This window comes from Kineosporia sp. R_H_3, assembly GCF_002198675.1.
Taxonomy (GTDB): Bacteria; Actinomycetota; Actinomycetes; order Actinomycetales; family Kineosporiaceae; genus R-H-3.
Genome location: NZ_MWLL01000094.1, coordinates 1 through 20,227 on the forward strand (window position 1 = coordinate 1; position 20,227 = coordinate 20,227).

The 20,227-nt window shown below is 74.1% G+C and carries 17 protein-coding genes; 5 read left to right on the top strand and 12 right to left on the bottom strand.

Annotated elements, in window-relative coordinates:
* The 6 genes from ECOMGDLI_RS08130 to ECOMGDLI_RS36740 form a co-directional block, all read right to left on the bottom strand.
* The coding region (locus ECOMGDLI_RS08130; protein WP_198954670.1) for a lytic transglycosylase domain-containing protein at positions 1-943 on the bottom strand (943 nt) is incomplete at its 3' end.
* 232 nt (positions 944-1,175) lie between these two features.
* Positions 1,176-2,051: an Fpg/Nei family DNA glycosylase gene (locus ECOMGDLI_RS08135; protein WP_088315908.1), complete on the bottom strand. Its 876-nt coding sequence runs from the start codon at positions 2,049-2,051 to the stop codon at positions 1,176-1,178.
* A 31-nt stretch (positions 2,052-2,082) separates the two neighbouring features.
* Positions 2,083-3,105 carry a pirin family protein gene (locus ECOMGDLI_RS08140; RefSeq protein ID WP_088315909.1) on the bottom strand — a complete coding sequence of 341 codons (1,023 nt, stop codon included), beginning with the start codon at positions 3,103-3,105 and terminating at the stop codon, positions 2,083-2,085.
* 86 nt (positions 3,106-3,191) lie between these two features.
* The gene (lepB, locus tag ECOMGDLI_RS08145) at positions 3,192-3,692 is read right to left on the bottom strand and encodes a signal peptidase I (protein ID WP_198954671.1); all 501 of its coding nucleotides are present in this window, start codon (positions 3,690-3,692) and stop codon (positions 3,192-3,194) included.
* Entirely contained in the window at positions 3,674-5,278 is a 1,605-nt protein-coding gene (locus ECOMGDLI_RS08150) for a multicopper oxidase family protein (protein ID WP_088315911.1), read from the bottom strand. The genes lepB and ECOMGDLI_RS08150 overlap by 19 nt, the downstream gene beginning before the upstream one ends.
* Before the next feature lie 184 nt (positions 5,279-5,462).
* On the bottom strand, positions 5,463-7,870 hold a 2,408-nt coding region (locus ECOMGDLI_RS36740), incomplete at its 5' end, for a copper resistance protein CopC (protein WP_369812727.1).
* Between the two features lie 346 nt (positions 7,871-8,216).
* Between ECOMGDLI_RS36740 and ECOMGDLI_RS08160 the strand changes: the two genes are divergently transcribed.
* Together ECOMGDLI_RS08160 and ECOMGDLI_RS35320 are read left to right on the top strand one after the other, a co-directional pair.
* Positions 8,217-9,329, top strand: a complete 1,113-nt coding sequence (locus ECOMGDLI_RS08160; protein ID WP_088315916.1) for a C1 family peptidase — start codon at positions 8,217-8,219, stop codon at positions 9,327-9,329.
* Positions 9,330-9,340: 11 nt separating this feature from the next.
* Positions 9,341-9,808 (top strand): hypothetical protein, encoded by a 468-nt coding sequence (locus ECOMGDLI_RS35320; RefSeq protein ID WP_198954672.1) that lies wholly within the window; start codon positions 9,341-9,343, stop codon positions 9,806-9,808.
* 48 nt (positions 9,809-9,856) lie between these two features.
* On the opposite strand, the gene ECOMGDLI_RS08170 is transcribed toward ECOMGDLI_RS35320, so the two are convergent.
* The 3 genes from ECOMGDLI_RS08170 to ECOMGDLI_RS08180 form a co-directional block, all read right to left on the bottom strand.
* Positions 9,857-10,249, bottom strand: a complete 393-nt coding sequence (locus tag ECOMGDLI_RS08170; RefSeq protein WP_088315919.1) for a protease inhibitor I42 family protein — start codon at positions 10,247-10,249, stop codon at positions 9,857-9,859.
* A gap of 690 nt (positions 10,250-10,939) precedes the next feature.
* A complete protein-coding gene (locus tag ECOMGDLI_RS08175; RefSeq protein ID WP_233153363.1) occupies positions 10,940-11,383 on the bottom strand; it encodes a DUF3037 domain-containing protein in 444 nt (147 codons plus the stop codon).
* The gene (locus ECOMGDLI_RS08180; RefSeq protein ID WP_088315922.1) at positions 11,380-12,171 is read right to left on the bottom strand and encodes a HipA family kinase; all 792 of its coding nucleotides are present in this window, start codon (positions 12,169-12,171) and stop codon (positions 11,380-11,382) included. Before ECOMGDLI_RS08180 ends, ECOMGDLI_RS08175 begins: the two co-directional genes overlap by 4 nt.
* A 202-nt stretch (positions 12,172-12,373) precedes the next feature.
* Here ECOMGDLI_RS08180 and pgm point away from each other — a divergent pair, with 202 nt between their 5' ends.
* Together pgm and ECOMGDLI_RS08190 are read left to right on the top strand one after the other, a co-directional pair.
* Positions 12,374-14,026 (top strand): phosphoglucomutase (alpha-D-glucose-1,6-bisphosphate-dependent), encoded by a 1,653-nt coding sequence (pgm, locus tag ECOMGDLI_RS08185; protein ID WP_088315924.1) that lies wholly within the window; start codon positions 12,374-12,376, stop codon positions 14,024-14,026.
* Between the two features lie 79 nt (positions 14,027-14,105).
* Positions 14,106-14,507, top strand: a complete 402-nt coding sequence (locus tag ECOMGDLI_RS08190) for a hypothetical protein (RefSeq protein WP_088315927.1) — start codon at positions 14,106-14,108, stop codon at positions 14,505-14,507.
* 27 nt (positions 14,508-14,534) lie between these two features.
* On the opposite strand, the gene ECOMGDLI_RS08195 is transcribed toward ECOMGDLI_RS08190, so the two are convergent.
* The 3 genes from ECOMGDLI_RS08195 to ECOMGDLI_RS08205 form a co-directional block, all read right to left on the bottom strand.
* Complete coding sequence (locus ECOMGDLI_RS08195) at positions 14,535-15,770, bottom strand: EAL and HDOD domain-containing protein (RefSeq protein ID WP_088315929.1); 1,236 nt, start codon at positions 15,768-15,770, stop codon at positions 14,535-14,537.
* Positions 15,771-15,866: 96 nt separating this feature from the next.
* Positions 15,867-17,342 (bottom strand): FAD-binding oxidoreductase, encoded by a 1,476-nt coding sequence (locus ECOMGDLI_RS08200; protein ID WP_088315930.1) that lies wholly within the window; start codon positions 17,340-17,342, stop codon positions 15,867-15,869.
* 82 nt (positions 17,343-17,424) lie between these two features.
* Positions 17,425-18,702, bottom strand: coding sequence for a DUF1015 domain-containing protein (locus ECOMGDLI_RS08205; protein WP_158220938.1), 1,278 nt, complete (start codon positions 18,700-18,702; stop codon positions 17,425-17,427).
* 208 nt (positions 18,703-18,910) lie between these two features.
* On the opposite strand from ECOMGDLI_RS08205, the gene ECOMGDLI_RS08210 reads away from it, so the two are divergent.
* Positions 18,911-20,227, top strand: a complete 1,317-nt coding sequence (locus ECOMGDLI_RS08210) for a class I SAM-dependent methyltransferase (RefSeq protein WP_088315965.1) — start codon at positions 18,911-18,913, stop codon at positions 20,225-20,227.

Genomic DNA, 20,227 nt, shown 5'->3' on the forward strand with positions numbered 1-20,227 from the left:
GCTTCGGCTCCGGCTGGACACCCGGCGCAGGCTGGTTCGGCGTCGCGGGCGGCTCGGCGATCGGGCCGGGGGGCCCGGGCAGCGGGTTCGGCAGCGGGGCCGCCTGACCGCTCGCGTAGCTGTCGGCGAGGCCGAGCACGAGCTGGACGTAGCTCGTCGACCGGTTGTACCGGTAGACGGCGTTCCATCGGCCCTGCTGCGTCGAGAGGTCGCCGCCACCGGCGCACAGGTAGCGGGCCGCGGCGAGCGCAGCGTCGTCGAGGTCCTGCGGGTCGATCGTGCCGTTGCCGTCGGCGTCCCGCGCGTAGGCCATCCAGGTGCCGGGGATGAACTGCATCGGGCCGACCGCGCGGTCGAACGACGGGTCGCCGTCGTAGCGGCCGCGGTCGGTGTCCCGGATCGTCGCCCAGCCCGCGTGCGAGCCGTCGAGCCGCGGGCCGAGGATCGGCGGGGAGACCTTGCCGTCCGCGGTGATCCCCGCGCCGCCGAAGCGGCCGTGGTTGCTCTCGACCCGGCCGATGCCCGCGAGCAGGCTCCAGTGGATCTTGCAGGACGGGTCCTGGGCGGCCTCGGTCTGGGCGGCCGCGACGTAGGCGGTGAGCGCACGGACCGGGATGCCGGACCGGGTCAGCGACGTCGTGAGCCGGGTGTCGCCCGCGGGCACCGGGGTGTTCGCGCCGATGCCGGTCTGGATGCCGGGGACCGCCTCGCCGTCCGCGCCCTCGGTGATGACGAGGACCTGGAGGTCGCCGCCGGCCGGCAGGACCGGCGTCTGCGGCCCGGCCTGACCGACGACGCTCGACCCCGATCCGCCCGCGACGGGGCCGACGAGGGTCTTGAGCCAGGCGTTGCGACCGTCCTCGTTCTCCGACGCGCGGCCGATGTCGGCCGACAGGCTGGCGGTGAGGGCGAAGGGCAGGCAGAGCGCCATGACCTTCCCCACTGTCCGCGCCGTACGTCGCACGGATCGATGGGAAAGGGCACGCGTGCGCTTCCGAGCGCGGCCCCCGCCTGGCATGGGCACGACACTATGCACGCAGGCAGGCCACGGCATAGGGCCAAAGGGGAATCGTCATGAACCTGCCATGAGGCATGACATGACGCACTGCGGAAAGTCAGGGGAAGTTACTCTCCGTACAAGAATGCAGGTCCTGCTGGCGGTGAGGGGTGGAGGGTCACCGCAAGAGCTTCGACAGCCGGCGGTCCGCGAGGACCTTGCCGCCCGTCTGGCAGGTCGGACAGTACTGCAAGGACGAGTCCGCGAAGCTCACTTCGCGGACCGTGTCGCCGCATGTCTCGCAGCGCTGCCCGGTGCGCCCGTGCACCCGCATGCCGGCGCGCTTGGCGTCCTTGAGCTCCTTGGCCGGTTTGCCCCGGGCGGTCGTGACCGCCGCGGTGAGGATGTCGCGCATCGCGGCGTACAGCCGGTCCACCGCGGCGTCGTCGAGCGAGCCGGCGATGGCGAACGGCGACAACCTCGCGGCGTGCAGGACCTCGTCGCTGTACGCGTTGCCGACCCCCGCGAGGATGCTCTGGTCACGCAGCAGACCCTTGATCTGCTGCCGGCTGCCGGCCAGGATCCCGGCGAGCGTCGCGCGGTCGAAGTCCTCGGCGAAGGGGTCCGGCCCGAGCGACGCGATGCCGGGCACGTCCTGCGGGTCGCGGACGACGTACACGGCGAGCCGCTTCTGGGTGCCCTGCTCGGTGAGGTCGAAGCCCGGCCGGCCCTCGACGTCCGGGTCGTCGAGGAGCACGCGCAGCGCGAGCGGGGACTTGCCCGGCCGCACGGGGGTCGTCGACAGGTTGTCCGACCACCGCAGCCACCCGGCGCGGGCGAGGTGGAAGACCAGGTGCAGCCCGTCGACGTCCAGGTCGAGGAACTTGCCGTGCCGGGCCACACCGGTCACGGTGAGCCCCGCGAGCGACGTGGGCGGCGGGTCGTACGTCTTGAGGACGCTGATCGAGCCGACGTCGACCCGGGCGACGACCCGGCCGACGGCACGGCTGCGCAGGAACTCGGCGAGCGCCTCGACCTCGGGCAGTTCAGGCATCGCCCCAGTGTGCCCGCCCGGGCGTGAGGTGTCAGGCCTCGGGCAGCGTCTCGTCGGCGCTCGTGCGGTGCGCCATGCCGGGCTCGGTCGGGGACGCGACGTGCTCCGGCGTCGAGCGGATGAGCGTGCCGCGCCGGAAGTCCTCGACGGCCTCGATGATCTCGGCCTTGGTGTTCATGACGAACGGGCCGTAGCGCGCGACCGGCTCACGCAGCGGGAGGCCGCCGAGCACGATGACCTCCCAGCCCTGCGCGGAGGCCTGCGGCTGGGTGGCGGCGGCGGTGAGCGTCACCGCGTCGCCGGCGCCCAGGACGGCGAGCTGCCCCTCCTCGAGCGGGCGGCCGGACGCGCCCACGACCCCGCGCCCGGAGAGCACGTAGACCATCGCGTTGAAGTGGGCCGGCCAGGGCAGGTCCATGCGCGCCCCGGGCGAGACCGTCGCGTGCAGGTAGGTGATCGGGGTGTAGGTGTCGCCCGGTCCGGCGTGCCCCGCGAGCTCGCCGGCGATGAGCCGGACGAGCGCGCCGCCGTCCGGCGTCGAGAGCAGCGCCGCGTCGTGGGCGCCGATGTCCTGGTAGCGCGGCGGTGCCCACTTGTCGGCCCGCGGCAGGTTGACCCACAGCTGCAGGCCGTGGAAGAGGCCGCCGCTCGCGACGAGCTCGGCCGTCGGCAGCTCGGAGTGCATGACCCCGGAGCCCGCCGTCATCCACTGGGTGGCACCGTCGGCGATGAGCCCGCCGCCGCCCGCGGAGTCGGTGTGCTCGAAGGCGCCGTCGATGATGTAGGTGACCGTCTCGAACCCGCGGTGCGGGTGCCACGGCGCGCCCTTGGCCTCGCCCGGCGCGTACTCGACGGCCCCCATGTGGTCGAGCAGGAGGAACGGGTCGGCGAGCGCGAGGTCGGTGCTCGGGAACGGCCGCCGGACCGCGAAGCCCTCGCCTTCGAGGAAGCGCTGCGCGACGACGAGCTTGACGACGTCCCGCCAGGCCGTCGTCCCGGCGTCGAGCGCGGGGAGGCGGGTCAGCGTGAGGGTGTCGGCGGTGACGGCGGGCATGGCGTCCTCCGGGTCGGTGGTGCTGCCACTGTAGTTGAACTCTGAACTACAGCGCGAGGCGGACTGTTCCCCGGGGCATCACCGGATCAGCGGGTCCAGGGCCAGAGCCGGACGGCGACCCGGTCGGTGACGTCGGCGAGCGGTACCGGGCCGTAGTCCCGGCTGTCGACCGAGCGCGAGCGGTCGTCGCCCATGAGCAGGACCGTGCCGGCGGGGACGGTCACCGGGCCGTAGTAGAGGCCGTCGATCCGCGTGCGGTCGACGTAGGGCTCGTCGACGACGACCCCGTCGACCGTCGTCACGGCGTCGGCGATCTCGACGACGTCCCCGGGCAGCCCGACGACGCGCTTGACGACGGCGTCCCCGCTGCCGGGCTCGCGGGCGACGACGAGGTCGCCCCGGTCGAGCCCGTCGAGCAGGCCGGCGAGCGACGGGCGGACGACGAGGACGACGTCCCCGGGGTGCAGGGTCGGGGTCATGCTCGTCGACTCGACGACGTCCGGGTGCGCGACGAGCGCGCGGACGAGCAGCGCGGCGACGAGGACCGCCGCCGCCCTGACGGCGAGCGTCAGTCGAGGTCGTCCCACTTGCACGGGTCGGCGGCCACCGGGTCGTTGTCGTCCCACGTCCAGTCCTTCGGCATGCCTACGGAGAACTGGGTCATCATGTCGTGGTCCTCGTGGGACAGGTTGTGGCAGTGCATCATGTACCGCCCACGGTGCGGACCGAACTTCATGAGCAGGTCGACGCTCTCGCCCTCGCCCACGTAGACGACGTCCTTGGGCCCGCGCTCGTGCGCCATCGGCGCCTTGCCGTTGCGGGACAGGATCTGGAAGTCGACGAGGTGGATGTGCGTCGGGTGGAACCAGCCGCCGCCCTTGTTCTCGATCGTCCAGACCTCGACGTCGCCGAGGCCCGGGTCGGCCTGGACGTGCCGGAAGTTCGAGTTCGTGACCTCGTCCCACGTCTCGCCGTTGATGACCCAGACGTCGAGCTCCTTGTGGAGCCGGAAGTACCGCTTCTTCGTCGCGTCCGACCGCTTGAGGGTCATGACCTCGTTCGTGTCGAACAGGGTCGTCGGGATCGTGTTGTTCTCGGTGCTCGTCACCGTCGACCCGACCCGGAACTGCAGCACCCGGTTCGTGAAGTCGTAGTCGACGTTGTTCTTGTTGCTGAGGTTGCGCAGCTCGATCGTCTTGCCGGCCTGGCCGCGGAAGTCGATGAGCACCTCGTAGCGCTCGGCCATCCCGTGCCGGAAGCTCGTGACGGACTGCGTGGTCGGGACCAGCCCGCCGTCGGTGCCGACGACGTGCAGCGGCGCACCGTTGCTCAGGGTCCAGCGGTACGAGCGGCCGATCGACGCGACGAGGATCCGGAACCGGTAGACCCGCGGCTCGACCTCGAGGTACGGCCAGGGCATGCCGTTCACCATGACGATGTCGCCCCACAGCCCGGAGTGGCTGTTGTCGAGCAGCATGAGCTGCCCCTTGGAGTCGAGGATGCAGTCGGTGACGACGAGCATGACGTCGTACTTGCCCTGCGGGAGAACGGACTTCTCGAACTCGTCGTGGATGATGTACGGCGCGGCGAGGCCGGTGTAGGCGCTGTTCGCCGTCCAGTGCACGCGGTGGTCGTGGTACCAGATCGTCCGGGCGTTCTGGGCGTTCGGGTACACGTAGTCCTTGTAGAACCCCGGCGGCGTGAGGTCGTTCGCGTAACCGTCGTACTGCGGCAGCGAGGCGGACCCGTGCAGGTGCGTCGAGGTGCTGAACTCGTAGCCGAAGAGCGGGTGCACGGCGGGGAGCTTGTTGCGCACCCGGACGACCGCCTCCTGGCCCTGGTCGACACTGATCATGGGACCCGGGAAGACGCCGTTGTACGTCCACATCCGGGTGTCGAACTTCGGGCTGATCCGCGCGGACGACTCCTGGGTGGTGACGTCGTAGCGCGGCACGGAGTACTCCCCGGCCGGCCCGGTGAGCGACTTGGTGCCGGCAGGCGCGAGCGGTGAGAGAACGGGCAGCGGGCGGGTGTACCGCGGCGGGATGTCCTTCTTGCCGAGGGTGCCCGCCGCCTTCGCGCGGACGGCGTTGCCCATCGGGACCCCGACGGCTGCGGCCCCGAGCAGGGACAGCCCTCCGAACTGCAGCGCCGATCGTCGGCTCGTCGACATGGTTCGCCCCTCTTCTGCACGGACGTCGGGACGCTCGCGCCCGGTGGCCTCCTGAACCGCGGGACTGCCCTGTCACCGCGGTCGACGGAACGGCACTTCCTGTTCCCGACCAGTCCAGGTTGCGCACCCGACGACGATTAAGGGAGTGCTAAATCTGCAAACCCCCTGCATTAGGGGGCGCTCGTCAGGTGTTCGGACGAGCGGGGTCGGCGGGTGTCATCGACGATGCGTCCTCGATCGACTCCGGAGCGTCGCGAGGGCCTTCGGGGCCGGGTGCCGGGCCGGACGGCGTCCCGCGTCCCGCCGTGAGGACGAGGCCCCCGAGAAGGGCCAGCAGCGGCAGCCCGCCGGCGAACCAGGCGACGAACCCGGCCCGGCGCTGGTCGTCGCCGAAGCTGCGCAGGTAGGGCACCGAGAAGCCGGAGAACCAGTCGAGCCCGACGAGCGTCGCCGTCCCGACGAGCCACCAGGACAGCGCCCCGCACGCGACGACCCCGGCCCCGAGGACGAGCGCCCGCGGGCCGGGACCGAGCAGCCGGGCACCGCCGGGGGCGACCGACGGCACGCAGCGCGCGAGAGCGACGAGCCCGGCCGCGAACCCGGTGACGAGCGCCGCCCAGTACCCGCCCGGCGTGGACATCACGGCGTCCTGGACCCCGGGCACGAACCGGCCCGCCGTGACGAGCACCAGGAGCGCCGCGGCGACCGCGGCGGGCACCCGGCGCAGCGCCGCGGGCAACGCGGCGCCCAGGCCGGCACGGAGCAGGAGCAGGGGCACGACGACGGTGACGAGCAGGTGCGCCCCCACCGACGCCGGGAGCCCGACGCGCGCGTACAGCCCGAGCCCGCCGACTGTGGACCATGCGAGGACGGCGACCCCGGCGACCGCCCAGCCGGCCGCCGTCCGCCCGGCGTCGCGGCCGCGCAGGGACCGCCACGCCCACCAGGCCGTCACGGCCACGAGCACGAGGGCCGGGCCGTCGAGCAGGTGCCCGGTGAGCAGGCGCAGCGGGCCGGCCTCCGGCGGCGGCGCGAAGCCGAGGACGGCTTCCGAGCCGTCACCGTCGAGCTGTGCGGGGTCGACGGCCCGGGGCGGGGACGGCGTCCGCGTCAGCGCAGCCGCGGCGGCGAAGGTGCCGGCCATGACGACGACCTCGACGACGGCCAGCCGGACGACGGCGCGCACGGCGGCGGCACGGGCGGTCGCGCCGTCCGCCAGGGCCTCGGCGACCCGAAGGCGCTGCGCGGCACCGAGGACGACGAGCCCGACGAACGCGGCGACCTTGACCCCGACGACGAGGCCGTAGCCGGTGGCGAGCCCGGCCGGGCCGTCGAGCCGCAGGGCGAGGTTGACCAGCCCGGTGGCACCGACCGCGAGGGCGCAGCCGAGCGCGAGCCGGGACCAGCCGGGCAGCGCGGCCCGCAGCCCGTCGGCGCCGACGACGGCGGCGGTCCGGACGAGCGCGACGAGGCCGCCGACCCACGTCGCCGCGGCGAGGACGTGCACGGCGAGCACCGTGCCGGCCAGGCCCGGGCCGGGGGTGACGGCGAGGTGGCCGACGGTCAGCGGCGGCAGGAGCGCGGCGGCCGCGAGCGCGGCGAGGCCGGCGGCGAAGCGACGCGGGACACCGACCCGGCCCTGCGCCACCCCTGTCGCGAGCACCGCGGTCGCCCCGGCGAGGAGGAGTTGGACGGCGAGGGTGCGGCCCTGCGGGTCCTCGAGGAGGAACGCGGTGACGGCGTCCGGGTCGGCGCCCTCGACGAGCCCGATCCCGCGGATGTCGCTGGCGGTGACCCAGATCTGGACGGCCGCCGCGAGCGCCGCGACCCCGGCGACGGCACCGGCGAACGCGACGTCGGAGGCCGGCACCCGTCGCGCGGGCGAGGCCGGGGCCGTGGTCGGGCCGGACGACGCCGGGCCTGACGACGCCGGGCGCAGCAGGACGCCCGTCCCGAGCAGCACCCCGTAGGCGACGACGAGGGCGGCCTCGACGGTCAGCCGCAGTGCCGGACGGGCCCAGCCGACGAGGGCACCGGCGTTCGGCAGGCCCTCGGCGACCGGTTGCGGCGCACCGCCGCCGACGGCGAGGGCCGCGACGAGGACGCCGCCGCCCGCGAGCGCTCCGGAGATCGCGAGCCGCACGGCCGGGGCCGCCGTCCGGCGTCCGCGCAGCAGGGTCCAGCCGGCGGCCGCGAGCAGGAGGACGGCGAGCCCGATCGCCACGGGCGACCGCACCGGCCCCGGTGCGGCGGCCCCGGCGTCCGCGCCAGCGCCGCCGACCGTGAAGGACACCGCCCCGGCCACGGGGTGCCCGTCGGCGCCGACGACCCGGTAGACGACGGTCCAGCGGCCGGGCGCGGCGTCTGCCCGGACCGGCTGCACGAGCGAGAGGGCGTCGAGGTCGGCGGCCGCGGTCGTCGCGGAGGTGCCGTCCCCGGCCCGGACGAGCACCGTGACGGGCCCGCGGACCGGCTCGCTGAAGCGGACGACGACCTGCTCCGGCGGCGCGGCGAGGTCCGTGCCGGCGGCCGGCTCGGTGCCGACGACGCGGGCGTGCGCGGCGGCGGGCGGCCGAGGGGCCGGTCCTGCAGNTGCGCGGCGGCGGGCGCCGCGAGCCCGACGGCGGCGACGGCGACCACGGCGAGCGCGGTGACCGCCGCGGCGACGGCACGCCTCATGACGCCTCCCCGCACCCGGCCCATCCGTCGAGGCTAGGTCGGGCCGCGCCGGGACGGCACGTCGTCACCGCGACTGTCATCCGACCGGCGGTGCCTGTCATGTGCTCGTGCACGTTCCCATCGGCTGTTCGCCCGCCGTTCGTCCGCCTGGCGCCGGATCGGACGTATCGGGCGGCACGCGGCGTGCTCCTCATCACCGGGCGCCCGTGCCGTGGTGCCCGGTGCAGAGCAGAACCCAATCCGGAGAAGGGATTCCGGCATGCCCAGGAACGATCCGCTCGACCTGTCGGCGCTGCGCAGCGCGCTCGCCGACCGCAACCACCCGTGGCAGATGGGTGCCACGACGATGACCGCCCTCCACGAGGACGAGCGCGAGACCCGGCTCGGGGTGCCGCTCCCCGAGGGGGTCGACCTCGACGCCCTCGAGAGCGACCTGCCCGACCGGACGCTCGCCGTCCGCGCCGCGACGGCGCAGTCCGTCGGGGCACCCGCCTCCTTCGACGCCCGGGACGTCGCGGGCGCGAACTACGACGCCGGCGGCGTCCGCGACCAGGGCGGCTGCGGCTCCTGCGTCGCCTTCGGCACGGCCGGCGCCATGGAGGTCGTGTACCGGTACACGCGTCGGATGACGACGGGGGTCGACCTCTCCGAGGCGCACCTGTTCTACGTCTACGGGCGTTCGGACGGCGCCCTGTGCAGCTCCGGCTGGTGGCCGGAGCGGGCGTTCACGTTCGCGCAGCAGTCCGGGGTGACCTTCGAGGACTACTACCCCTACAGCGCCGGGGACCAGGACGGCAGCGCGATCAACGCCGACTGGCCGAACCGCATCGCCAAGCCCACGGCGTTCGAGATGATCACCGGTGACGCCGCGAAGATGAAGGCGTACATCTCGACGTACGGCGCGACGACCGCGTGCCTGTACGTCTACCAGGACTTCTTCTCCTACCGCAGCGGCGTCTACAGCCACGTGACCGGCGACCTCGCCGGCGGCCACTGCGTGACCCTCATCGGCTACGACGACGCCGGCGGCTACTGGATCGGCCGCAACTCGTGGGGCAGCGGCTGGGGCGACGGCGGCTACTTCAAGATCGCCTACGGCCAGTGCCACATCGAGGACTACCAGAACGTCGGCCTGTCCGGCGTCTCGCTGCGCGCCTGGCTGCCCGACCAGCAGGTCGTGGGCCTGTGGAGCAACGAGGCGGACGGCAACGTCTGGGCCTACGGCTCCGCGCGCGGCTGGCTCAAGCTCGACAGCGGCAACGTCGCGACGAACGCCGTGATGCTCGCGGAGCTCGCCGCCTCGAAGTCCCTCGGGCGCCCGGTCGGGCTCTTCGAGGACAACGGCTCCGTCCAGCAGATGTACGCCTGGTGAAGGGAACGACGATGCCCACGAACCGTAAGTCCCGCAACGGATCCGCACCCGAGCTCAGCCCGCCGGACGGCGGCGCCGTGCTCACGTCGTCCGACCCGACCCCGGGTGCCGCGACGGCGCCGACGCTCGTCGAGCCGCACGACGACGTGTCGCTCGTGACGACGACGGTGCCCGACACCGCCGGCCCCTCGCTGCTGCCCCCGCAGCACGACCAGTCGCGCGCGGCCGCCGCGGCCGCCGGGGACGCCGTCACCGCGGCGGTCTGGACCTACAACCGGACCGTCTCGGCCACGTGGTCGATCAACGAGACCCGCAACGCGTGGATCCTCGTCGACGGGGTCGGCTGGAAGAAGATCTTCAACGGCACGGACGGCGCGTTCACCGCCCTCACGACGCTCGCCGCGCAGGCCCGCCAGACGGGTCACGCGGTGAGCTTCCGCGAGGACGGCGGGCTCGTCCGGGAGATCTACCTGTGGTGAGCAGCGGCTGAGCCGGTCCGCACCTGTGGCCGCGAGGGCCCGGCCCCGTCAGGAGACGACGACGCGCACCGCGACCGTCGCGACGGGGTCGGGCTCCCACGCGCGCCGCAGCGCGAACGACAGGACGCCCTCCCCGGCGCCCACCGCCCGGTAGGTGAACAGGTGCTCGCCGGGGGCGCCGACGGGGGCGGGCACGTCCTCACCGTCCTCGGTGGCCTCGCCGGTCCCGCCGTTCCGGTCCGGACGGTGCGGCGCGACCCGGTCCCCCCGCGGGGCGAGCAGGTCCGAGGCGTCGACGACCCACCACTGGTACCCCGTCGACCCGGACCGGTCCTCGAGCCGCACGACCACGTCGTCCCCGACGTGCGCGACGACCACTGCCGCCGGTCCGCCGTCCGGCCCGTCCGGCCCGGTCGCCACGAAGACCTCCACGAGCGCCACCCCGCCACGCTAACCCCGGAACCCGCCTCACGACTGCTTTGCTCTGCCCTCACAAGTGAGGGTGCGAGCGGGACGGGCCAGGACGGACGAGTGATCGCCGAGCCCGGGTGTTTGCTCTGCCATCACCAGCGAGCCACGGGGTGCGGCCGGCGACACGGTGCACGAGGGCACGGCGCAGAGGGCACGGCGCGCCACAGCTTCGTCGTTGCCCGGCGACACCCCGGCCGCCGACCCGCGTTTCGCAGAACAACGACGAAGCTGTGGCGCGGTCGGCCCTCGACGCCGGCCCGCGCCGTCTGTCCCGGCCAGGGTCTTGCTCTGCCATCAGGAGCGAGCCACGGGCCGGGTCACGGTGCCGGCGGCGCGCCACAACGCAACCAGAAGTCCTCGTCAGAGCCGGTTGTGCCGCCGAGCGGGCACTTGTGGTTGCGTTGTGGTCGTCCGTCGGTCCGCGGTGGCTCGCTGGTGATGGCAGAGCAAAGCGTCGGGACGGCGACCATCGGCTCGGTCCCGGGGCCGGGCCGGTCGCACCCTCACAAGTGAGGGCAGAGCAAGTCGCCACCCTCACAAGTGAGGGCAGAGCAAACCGTCGGGGCGGGCGTCCGACGCCCGCGGCCCGGCACCGGTCGGCGGACGTGGACCCGAGAGCGGATCAACGGTCAGCGGATCAAGGGTCAGCGGACCAGGCGGTCAGCGGACCAGGCGGTCGAGCAGGCGGTCGAGGTCGGCGGCCGGGTCGGTGGTCAGGCCGGAGTGCACGGGGCCGGGCTGGACGACGGTGCTGCGGGGGGCGGTGAGCCAGCCGAAGCGGACCCTCGGGGGTTCGGCTGCGGCGCCGCCTGCGGCCGGGTCGCCGTGGCAGATGGCGCGGATGCCGGCGAGGACGGCCTCGACCGCGTCGACGTCGACGCCGGCGTCGAGCGCGCGCAGCCGGACGGCGTCGACGTGCAGGGCGCAGCCGAGGTAGTCGGTCGCCTGCGAGTAGAGGACGACGCCGATGTTCACGCACTCGCCGCGGTCGACGCGCGGGACCGCCCGCAGCACCGCGTACTCGAACGGCACGCGGTCACCTGCGACGGGTCCGTCGCCCGCGAGGAAGCGGCGCCCGTCGGCGGTCCCGCCGCGGGTGCTCACGCCGCGACCCCGTGCAGCGGCGGCCACCACGGGCGCGTGCCGGCGACCCGCGCGAGCAGGTACTCGACGTATCGGTCCCGCCAGGCGGCGGCCGGGCGGTCGTCGCCGAGCGCGGCGTTCATGCCGAGCAGCCAGGCGTCCGGCACGAGGGCGAGCACCTCGCCGAGGGCGTCGGCGGTGACGAGGCCCGCGAGGTGCGCGTCTGCGTCCGCGGCCTGCGCCCGGGACGCCTGCGCGACGACCGGGCCGAGCACGTGCTGGGCGAGGTCGTACGGCCGCGCGGCCCAGCGGTCGACGTCCGGCCAGGCGTGCTGGAAGACGAGCGCCGCGCCGTGGTCGATCGCCCACAGCGTGCGGTGCCAGACGAGCAGGTTCGGGTTGCGCCAGGTGCGGTCGACGTTCGCCGCGAACGCGTCGAGCCAGTGGACGGCGAGCGCCTCGGTGACCGGCGGCGTCCAGCCGAGCCCGTCGTAGCCGACCGACCCGGGGAGGAAGTCCATCCCCAGGTTGAGGCCCGCGCTCGCGGCGAGCAGGTCCTGGACCTCCTCGTCGGGCTCGCGGCGGCCGATCTCCGGGTCGAGGTCGACGCCGACGAGCTCGGGCACCCGGATCCCGAGCCGGCGGCCCAGCTCACCGACGACGACCTCGGCGACGAGGGACGCCGTCCCCTGCCCGGCACCGCGGAACTTCACGACGTACGTGCCGTCGTCGTCCGCCTCGACGATGCCCGGCAGCGACCCGCCCTCGCGCAGGGGGGTCACGTACCGCGTCGCTCGCACCGTCCGCACGGGGTGAACTCTGCCAGCCCCGGTCCTCGGCGCGGGCCGACCCGGGCCGTTCGTCCGCACACGGACGACCGGTCGGCGCACGTCCGTGCGGATCGTGGAACAGTCGGTGTTCCACAAGTGCACCCTCCGGGGCCGGGGACTAGCCTGCGATCGCCGCCCGGCGTACCAGCGGGGCCGATGCCGCACGCACGAGGGAGCCTCCATGAGCCACGACCGCGCCGGCCAGCCGGCCCAGCCGAGCGACCTCGTCGACGTCGCCCACCTCGTCACCGCCTACTACACGACCTGGCCGGACCTGTCCGACCCGGCGCAGCGCGTCGCCTTCGGCACCTCCGGGCACCGCGGGTCGAGCCTCAAGGGCGCCTTCACCGAGGCGCACATCGTCGCGACGACCCAGGCGATCTGCGACTACCGCGCCGCCCAGGGCATCGCCGGGCCGCTGTTCATCGGCCGCGACACCCACGGCCTGTCCGAGCCGGCCTGGGTCAGCGCCCTCGAGGTGCTCGCCGCCAACGACGTGACGACCCTCGTCGACGACCGCGACCGGTTCACCCCGACGCCCGCGGTCTCGCACGCCATCCTGCGCCACAACCGCGGCAAGGCGGACGACGACGCGAGCCGCGCCGACGGCATCGTCGTCACGCCGTCCCACAACCCGCCCTACGACGGCGGGTTCAAGTACAACCCACCGCACGGCGGCCCCGCCGACACCGACGCGACGAAGTGGGTCGAGAACCGCGCCAACGAGCTCATCGAGGCCCGGCTCGCCGACGTCAAGCGGGTGCCGTTCGCCCGCGCGCTCGCCGCGGAGACGACGTCGAGGTACGACTACCTCGGCACGTATGTCGACGACCTGCCCTCGGTGCTCGACATCGCGGCCATCCGCGACGCGAAGGTCCGGATCGGCGCCGACCCGCTCGGCGGCGCGAGCGTCGACTACTGGGGCGAGATCGGCGAGCGGCACGGCCTCGACCTCACGGTCGTCAACCCGCTCGTCGACGCGACGTGGCGGTTCATGACGCTCGACTGGGACGGCAAGATCCGGATGGACTGCTCGTCGCCGTCCGCGATGGCCTCGCTCATCGCGAACCGGGACGCCTTCCAGATCTCGACGGGCAACGACGCCGACTCCGACCGGCACGGCATCGTCACCCCGGACGCCGGCCTCATGAACCCGAACCACTTCCTCGCGGTGGCGATCCAGTACCTCTTCGCGCACCGGCCGGGCTGGGGCGAGGGGACGGCGATCGGCAAGACGCTCGTGTCGTCGTCGATGATCGACCGGGTCGCAGCCTCGCTCGGGCGCACGCTGCTCGAGGTGCCCGTCGGCTTCAAGTGGTTCGTGCCCGGGCTGCTCGACGGCTCGGTCGGCTTCGGCGGCGAGGAGTCCGCGGGCGCCTCGTTCCTGCGCACCGACGGGTCGGTGTGGACGACGGACAAGGACGGCCTGCTGCTGGCGCTGCTGGCGTCCGAGATCCTCGCGGTCACCGGGAAGTCCCCGAGCGAGCACTACCGCGCCCTCACCGAGGAGTTCGGCGACCCCGCGTACGCCCGGATCGACGCCGCCGCGAGCCGCGAGGAGAAGGCCGCGCTCGCGAAGCTCTCGGCCGAGCAGGTCACCGCGACCGAGCTCGCCGGGGAGCCGATCACCGCCAAGCTCACCGAGGCACCGGGCAACGGCGCGGCGGTCGGTGGTCTCAAGGTCGTCACGGAGTCGGCGTGGTTCGCCGCCCGGCCGTCGGGCACCGAGGACGTCTACAAGATCTACGCCGAGTCGTTCCAGGGACCCGAGCACCTCGCCCAGGTGCAGGAGGCCGCCAAGCAGGTCGTGTCGGAGGCGCTCGGCGGCGCCTGACACGTCCGGCCGCCGGAGCCGTATCTGGCCCCGGCCCGACGACTCCTTCCGGGTGACGAACCCTGAAGGAGTGAGTGCCATGTGCCCGACCTCGAGCGCCCTCGGCGCCCTGCGCGCCGCCGCCGTCGCCGGCCCCTCCGTCGTCCAGGTCCGGGCCGGCAGCGACGTCCGCGCGGGCGGCGAACTGACCCGCGCGCTCGACGTCACGGCCCGGGTCATGGCGGCCGCCAACGACCGGATGACCGCGGCGCTCGCCGACACCGACCTCGCCGGCTACGAGCGGGCGAGCCTGTCCTTCGACGCCGCCGAACGGCGCTTCGACGCGCTGTGCGGGGCGGCCTGCGAGGCCGGGTACTACCTCGGGTTCGCCTCGGTGCCGGACAAGCCGGTGAAGGTCTCGCGGTTCACACGACGCGACCGCTTCGCGCACCGACTGCTGGCCCGGATTCGGCGCCCGCTCGGGGCGGTCGCCGCGCACTGAGCCGGCGGGCCGGCTGCCGGCCGGCCCTCAACCGACCGCGGACGCCGTCCGGTTCGTCCACGCCAGCGCACCGAGGTACGCCTCGGCGAGCGCACCGGGGTCGACCCCGGACGCCGCGACGGCCGCGAGGTCGCCGGTCTCGTAGCCGTGGACGGCGTCGAGCAGGGTGCGCAGCGGGCCGCGGCCGCCGGCGAGGGCGGCGGCGAGCTCGTCGGACAGCGGCGGGAGCCGCTCGAGGAGCTGCTCGCCGTCCGTCCCGAGGCTCTGGGCGATGCCGTCGAGCAGCCCGACGGTGAACGCGACGTCGGGGCGCACGGTCGCCGAGCCCCGGGCGACGGTCTCGCACGTGCGGGCCCGGGTCAGCGCGGCGCCGAGCCGGTCCGCGCTGCCGCCGATGCCGGAGAGCGTGATGAGCACGAGCCACGCACGCAGGGTCTGCAGCCCGACGAGGACGACGGCGTCGCGGATCGAGGAGACGCTGCGGGTCAGGCCGTTGGACGCCGAGTTGGCGATCTGCAGCAACCGGAACGTCAGGGCGGGGTCGGAGCGGAGCATCTCCTCGACGTCCCGGGCCGTCGTCGCCGGGTCGCTGAGCCGGGCGAGGAGCTGGAGGGCGACGGCGTGCCCGGGGGCCAGCGTCTGCGCCGTCATCGTCTGCGGCCGGCCGAGGTGGTAGCCCTGGAACAGGGTGAACCCGGCCTCGGTGCAGCGGGTCAGCATGGCCTCGTCCTCGACACGCTCCGCGAGGAGCCGGCAGCCGTGCCGGGCCGAGCGGGTGGCCGTCGTCATGACCTCGTCCCACGTCAGCCCGAGGACGTCGACCTTGACGATCGAGGCGATCTCCAGGAGCGGCTCGGCGGCGCTGGACCACACGAAGTCGTCCAGGGCGATCGGGTAGCCCTGCTCGGCGAGCCGCCGGGTGCCGGCCACGACGTCGTCGTCGATCTCGACGGTCTCGAGCACCTCGAGGACGGCGCCGCCGGGGTCGAACGGCACGGGGAGCTCACCGACGAGGAACGACCGGGTGAGGTTGACGAAGCCGAGCCGGCCGCCGAGCAGGTCGGAGACGCCGAAGGCGGTGAACGCGGCGAGGATCGTGCGGGTCGTCGCGGCGTCCCCGTTGCCGTCCGCGGCCGTCGAGCCGGCGGTGTCACGGAAGAGCAGCTCGTACCCGTAGAGCGCCCCGGTCTCGTCGAAGATCGGTTGCCGGCCCACGTGGACGGCAGCCGTCGGGAGCGGGGCGCCCGTGGCGCGTGCCCCCATCCGAGTACCCCCTGTCCGTGCGACCGGCCCTACCCCCTGCTGATCGGCCCGCACCCCCCGGGGGTTGAGCCCTGCGCCCTGATCAGCGCCGCCCGGTCAGCGCCGCCCGACCGCCTTCGCGTACAGGTCGAGCAGCCGGCCGGCCGGGTCGTACCTCTCCTTGAGAGGCCGGTAGGCGTCGCCGCCGTACCTCTCCCAGAAGTCCGGCTCGTCGTAGTACGAGTCGGAGTAGAGCGACTTGTGCCCGTCGAACCCGGAGACGGCCGCCTCGACGGCCCGGTTGACGTCGCCGTCCGCGCGGCCGGCCTCGATCGGGACCGTCCCCCAGAAGCCGATGTTCACGTACGTCTCGCCGGCCCGCAGCGGGTAGAGCGACCAGGGCCGCGCACCGTCCGGGACGTCCCCGAGCGGCCCGCCGTGGTCGCGCACCCGCAGCGGGCACAGCCACACCGGCGTCATCGGGACGTGGTCGAGGAACCACCGCAGGAAGTCCGCCGTGCGCGAGACGGGCACCTCGACGTCCTGGACGACCCGCTCCCGGGCCGGCTTCCCGCGCCAGGCGTCGATCCTGGCGGCGACGCCGTACCGGTTCTCCAGCCCGACGATCCGGTGGTAGACGTCGCTGCGCCGCCGGCTCGCCGGCCACACCTTGCGCACGGCCGGGTTCTGGGCGCCGAACGCCTTGGAGCACCAGAACCAGTCGACGTCCCAGCGCCACAGGTAGTCGTGCACGGTGAGGGCGTCCCGGCCCCGGTCCCGCAGGCTGCGGTAGTAGATCTCCTGACCGGTGTAGTCGGACAACGACGGGACGTCGTGCGCCCACGCGCCGAGCACGAGGTAGGACTCCGTCGCGGAGAAGACGACCCCGTCGAGGAAGTCCACGCGCTCGCCGTCCCAGGCGCCGTCGCGCACCACGGCGCCGATCGCCGCCTCGAGCTCGTCGAGGCTCGCGAACCGCACGTTGCGGGTCTCGACGTAGGGGGCGACCTCCTCGAGCTCGATCCGCAGCCGCACCGAGTAGCCGAGCGTCCCGTAGGAGTTCGGGAACCCCCGGAACAGGTCGGCGTGCTCGCCGTCCGGGGTCGCGGTGACGAGGTCGCCGGCGCCCGTGACGACGTCCAGCTCGAGGACGGACTCGTGGGGCAGCCCGTTGCGGAACGACGTCGACTCGATGCCGAGCCCGGTGACGGCGCCGCCGAGCGTGATCGTGCGCAGCTGCGGGACGACGAGCGGCATGAGCCCCTTGGGCAGCGTCGCCGCGACGAGGTTCTCGTACGTGCACATGCCCTGGACGTCGGCGGTCCGGGCCGCGGTGTCGATGCTGACGACCCCGTCGAGGGCGGCGACGTCGAGACCGGGGCCGGCCGCCTGCGCCCTGGGGCGGAACAGGTTCGACGTCCGCTTCGCGAGCCGGACCCCGGCCCCCGCAGGGATCCGCCGGTAGCTGTCGAGCAGCGCCTCGACGGCCCGTTCGTGCGCGACGCGGCCCTTCGGCAGCCGGACGACGGGCGGCACGGAGGACGTCGTGACCGGCGGTCGGTCGTGCAGCGGGCGGACGGCGGCGCTCGTCATGGCGCCATCATGCCGCCGTCGCGGCCGGGACGGCAGGTCCAGGACGACGGCAGGACGACGGCAGGACGACGGCAGGACGTCGTCAGACCACCGGGACCGTCTCGTGGACGAACAGGCCGCTGTACGGCTTGGGCGCGAACCACGTCGACTTCGGCGGCATCACCTCGCCGCTGAGCGCGACCGCCATGACGTCGTCCGGTGAGGTCGGGTGCAGCGTGAAGGCGCAGGCGAACCGGCCGCCGTCAACGATCGCGGCGAGGTCGGCGGGGGTGCGGCCGCCGAGGAAGCCGATCCGCGGGTCGGTGCGGGGGTCGCTGATCCCGAGGAACGGGTCGAGGACGGTGCGCTGCAGGAGCGAGACGTCGAGGCGGACGACGGGCGGGGCGTCGTCCGGGACGACCCCGGGCCGCACGGTGAGCCGGTGCCAGCCGTGCCCGCCGAGGTAGAGCCCGACCTCACCGCGCCGGGCGGGGCGCACCGGCCCGGCCGACGCGGCGACCTCCCAGTCGGCGGCGAGCGCGTCGAGCAGGCCCTCGGGGGTCCGGCCGCCGAGGTCGGTGACGAGCCGGTCGTAGGGCAGCACGCACGCCCGGTCGGCGGGGATGACGAGCGCGGGGAACCAGCCGACGGGTGCGTCGTCCGGGCCGCCGGCCGGATGGCCGTGACCGTCCCAGACGAGCGCCGCGGCCTCGCTGCGGTGGTGGCCGTCGGCGACGTAGAGGTCGGGCATCGCGGCGAAGGCGGCCCCGAGCGCGGCGACGTGGGCGGCGTCGTCCGGGCCGGTGCCGACGACCCACAGCCGGAACGCACCGCCGTCGACCGCCTGCGGCACGTCGAGGTCCGGCGGGCGGGCCGTCACGGCGGCCAGCACCTCGTCGACCCCGGCGTCCGGCGCCGCGAGGAGCAGGACCGGTTCGTCGTGCGCCCCGACCGTCTCGATGTGGCGCCGCCGGTCCTCGAGCTTGTCGGGCCGGGTGTGCTCGTGGGTGCGGACGACGCCCGCGCGGTACTGCGCGGCGCTGACGAGCCCGACGATCCCGACCTGGGTGCCGCCCGAGCCGTCCGCGGCCGGTGCCGCGTAGACCGTGTACGTCGGGCCGGCGTCGCGCGCGAGGACGCCCGCACCGACGAGCGCCGCGAGCGCCGACCGGGAGGCGGCGTACGCGGCGGCGGAGTGTGCGGCGTCCGGGCCCGCGGGCAGGTCGATCTCGGGGCGGGTCACGTGGAGGAAGCTGCGCGGCCGACCCGTCGCGAGCGCGGCCGCCTCGGCCTCGTCGACGACGTCGTACGGCGGCGCAGCGACCTCGGCCGCGGCGTCGACGGTGGGGCGCAGCGCCCGGAACGGCAGGAGATCGGCCACGGACGCCATGCTCGCACCACGGACGATGCCGTCAGCCGTCGGCGGACGATCTTCGTCGCGGCGCTCCCGCACGGAGCGTGACGCGAACGCCGCGAAATTCGCGCTGGCATCACCCGGTGCTCCTCGTAGAGTGCTGTTCGCGTCGGCGAACTACTGACCGGCGACTCAGCGTGAAGACGCCACGCATGGGAGGTCATCGATGGCGCTCATGTTCAGCCCCTGGCGCAGCGACAGCGGGGACGACGGCACCCGCCTGACGCTCGCCGAGGTCCTGCTCACCCTCCTCGACGGACCGATGCCGTTCCGGTTCACGGCCTACGACGGCAGCGCGGCCGGGCCCGCGGACGCCGAGCTCGGACTGCACCTGCGGACGCCGCGCGGCACGGCCTACCTCGCGACGGCGCCGGGCTCGCTGGGGATGGCCCGGGCGTACGTCTCCGGCGACCTCGAGCTGACGGGCGTCCACCCCGGCGACCCGTACGAGCTGCTCCGGCTCATGGCCGAGGCGATGCACTGGCGGCGGCCGGACGCCCGGACCCTGACCCGGGTCGCCCGCTCGCTCGGCCCGGCCCAGCTGCTGCCGCCGACGCCCCCGCCGCAGGAGGCGCTGCCCGACTGGCGCCGGGCGCTCGAGGGCCTGCGGCACTCCAAGCGCCGCGACGCCGAGGCGATCCAGCACCACTACGACGTCTCGAACCGCTTCTACGAGATGGTCCTCGGGCCGTCGATGACGTACACCTGCGCCGCGTACCCGACGGCGGACGCCACGCTCGAGGAGGCGCAGGCCGCCAAGTACGACCTCGTGTTCCGCAAGCTCGGCCTGCAGCCGGGGCAGCGGCTGCTCGACGTCGGCTGCGGCTGGGGCGCCATGGTGCGGCACGCCGCCCGCAACGGCGTCCGCGCGCTCGGGGTGACGCTCTCGCAGGAGCAGGCCGCGTGGGCGCAGGCCGCGATCAAGGCCGAAGGGCTGGACCACCTCGCGGAGGTCCGCCACCTCGACTACCGGGACGTCGTCGAGAGCGGCTTCGACGCGATCAGCTCGATCGGTCTCACCGAGCACATCGGCGTCGCGAACTACCCGGCGTACTTCGGCGTGCTCTACCGCAAGCTGCGCCCGGGCGGCCGGCTCCTCAACCACTGCATCACGCGACCGGACAACATCCACGTGCCGCGGGTGCGCGGCGGCTTCATCGACCGGTACGTCTTCCCGGACGGCGAGCTCACCGGCTCCGGGAAGATCATCACCGTGATGCAGAACACCGGCTTCGAGGTGCGCCACGAGGAGAACCTCCGCGAGCACTACGCGAAGACGTGCGCGGCCTGGTGCGCCAACCTCGTCACGCACTGGGACGAGTGCGTCGCCGAGGTCGGCGAGGCGACGGCGAAGGTCTGGGGCCTGTACATGGCGGGGTCGCGGCTCGGGTTCGAGCGCAACCAGGTGCAGCTGCACCAGGTGCTCGGGGTGAAGCTCCACGAGAACGGCGCGGCGGACTTCCCGCTGCGGCCGGACTGGGGCTCGCTCTGA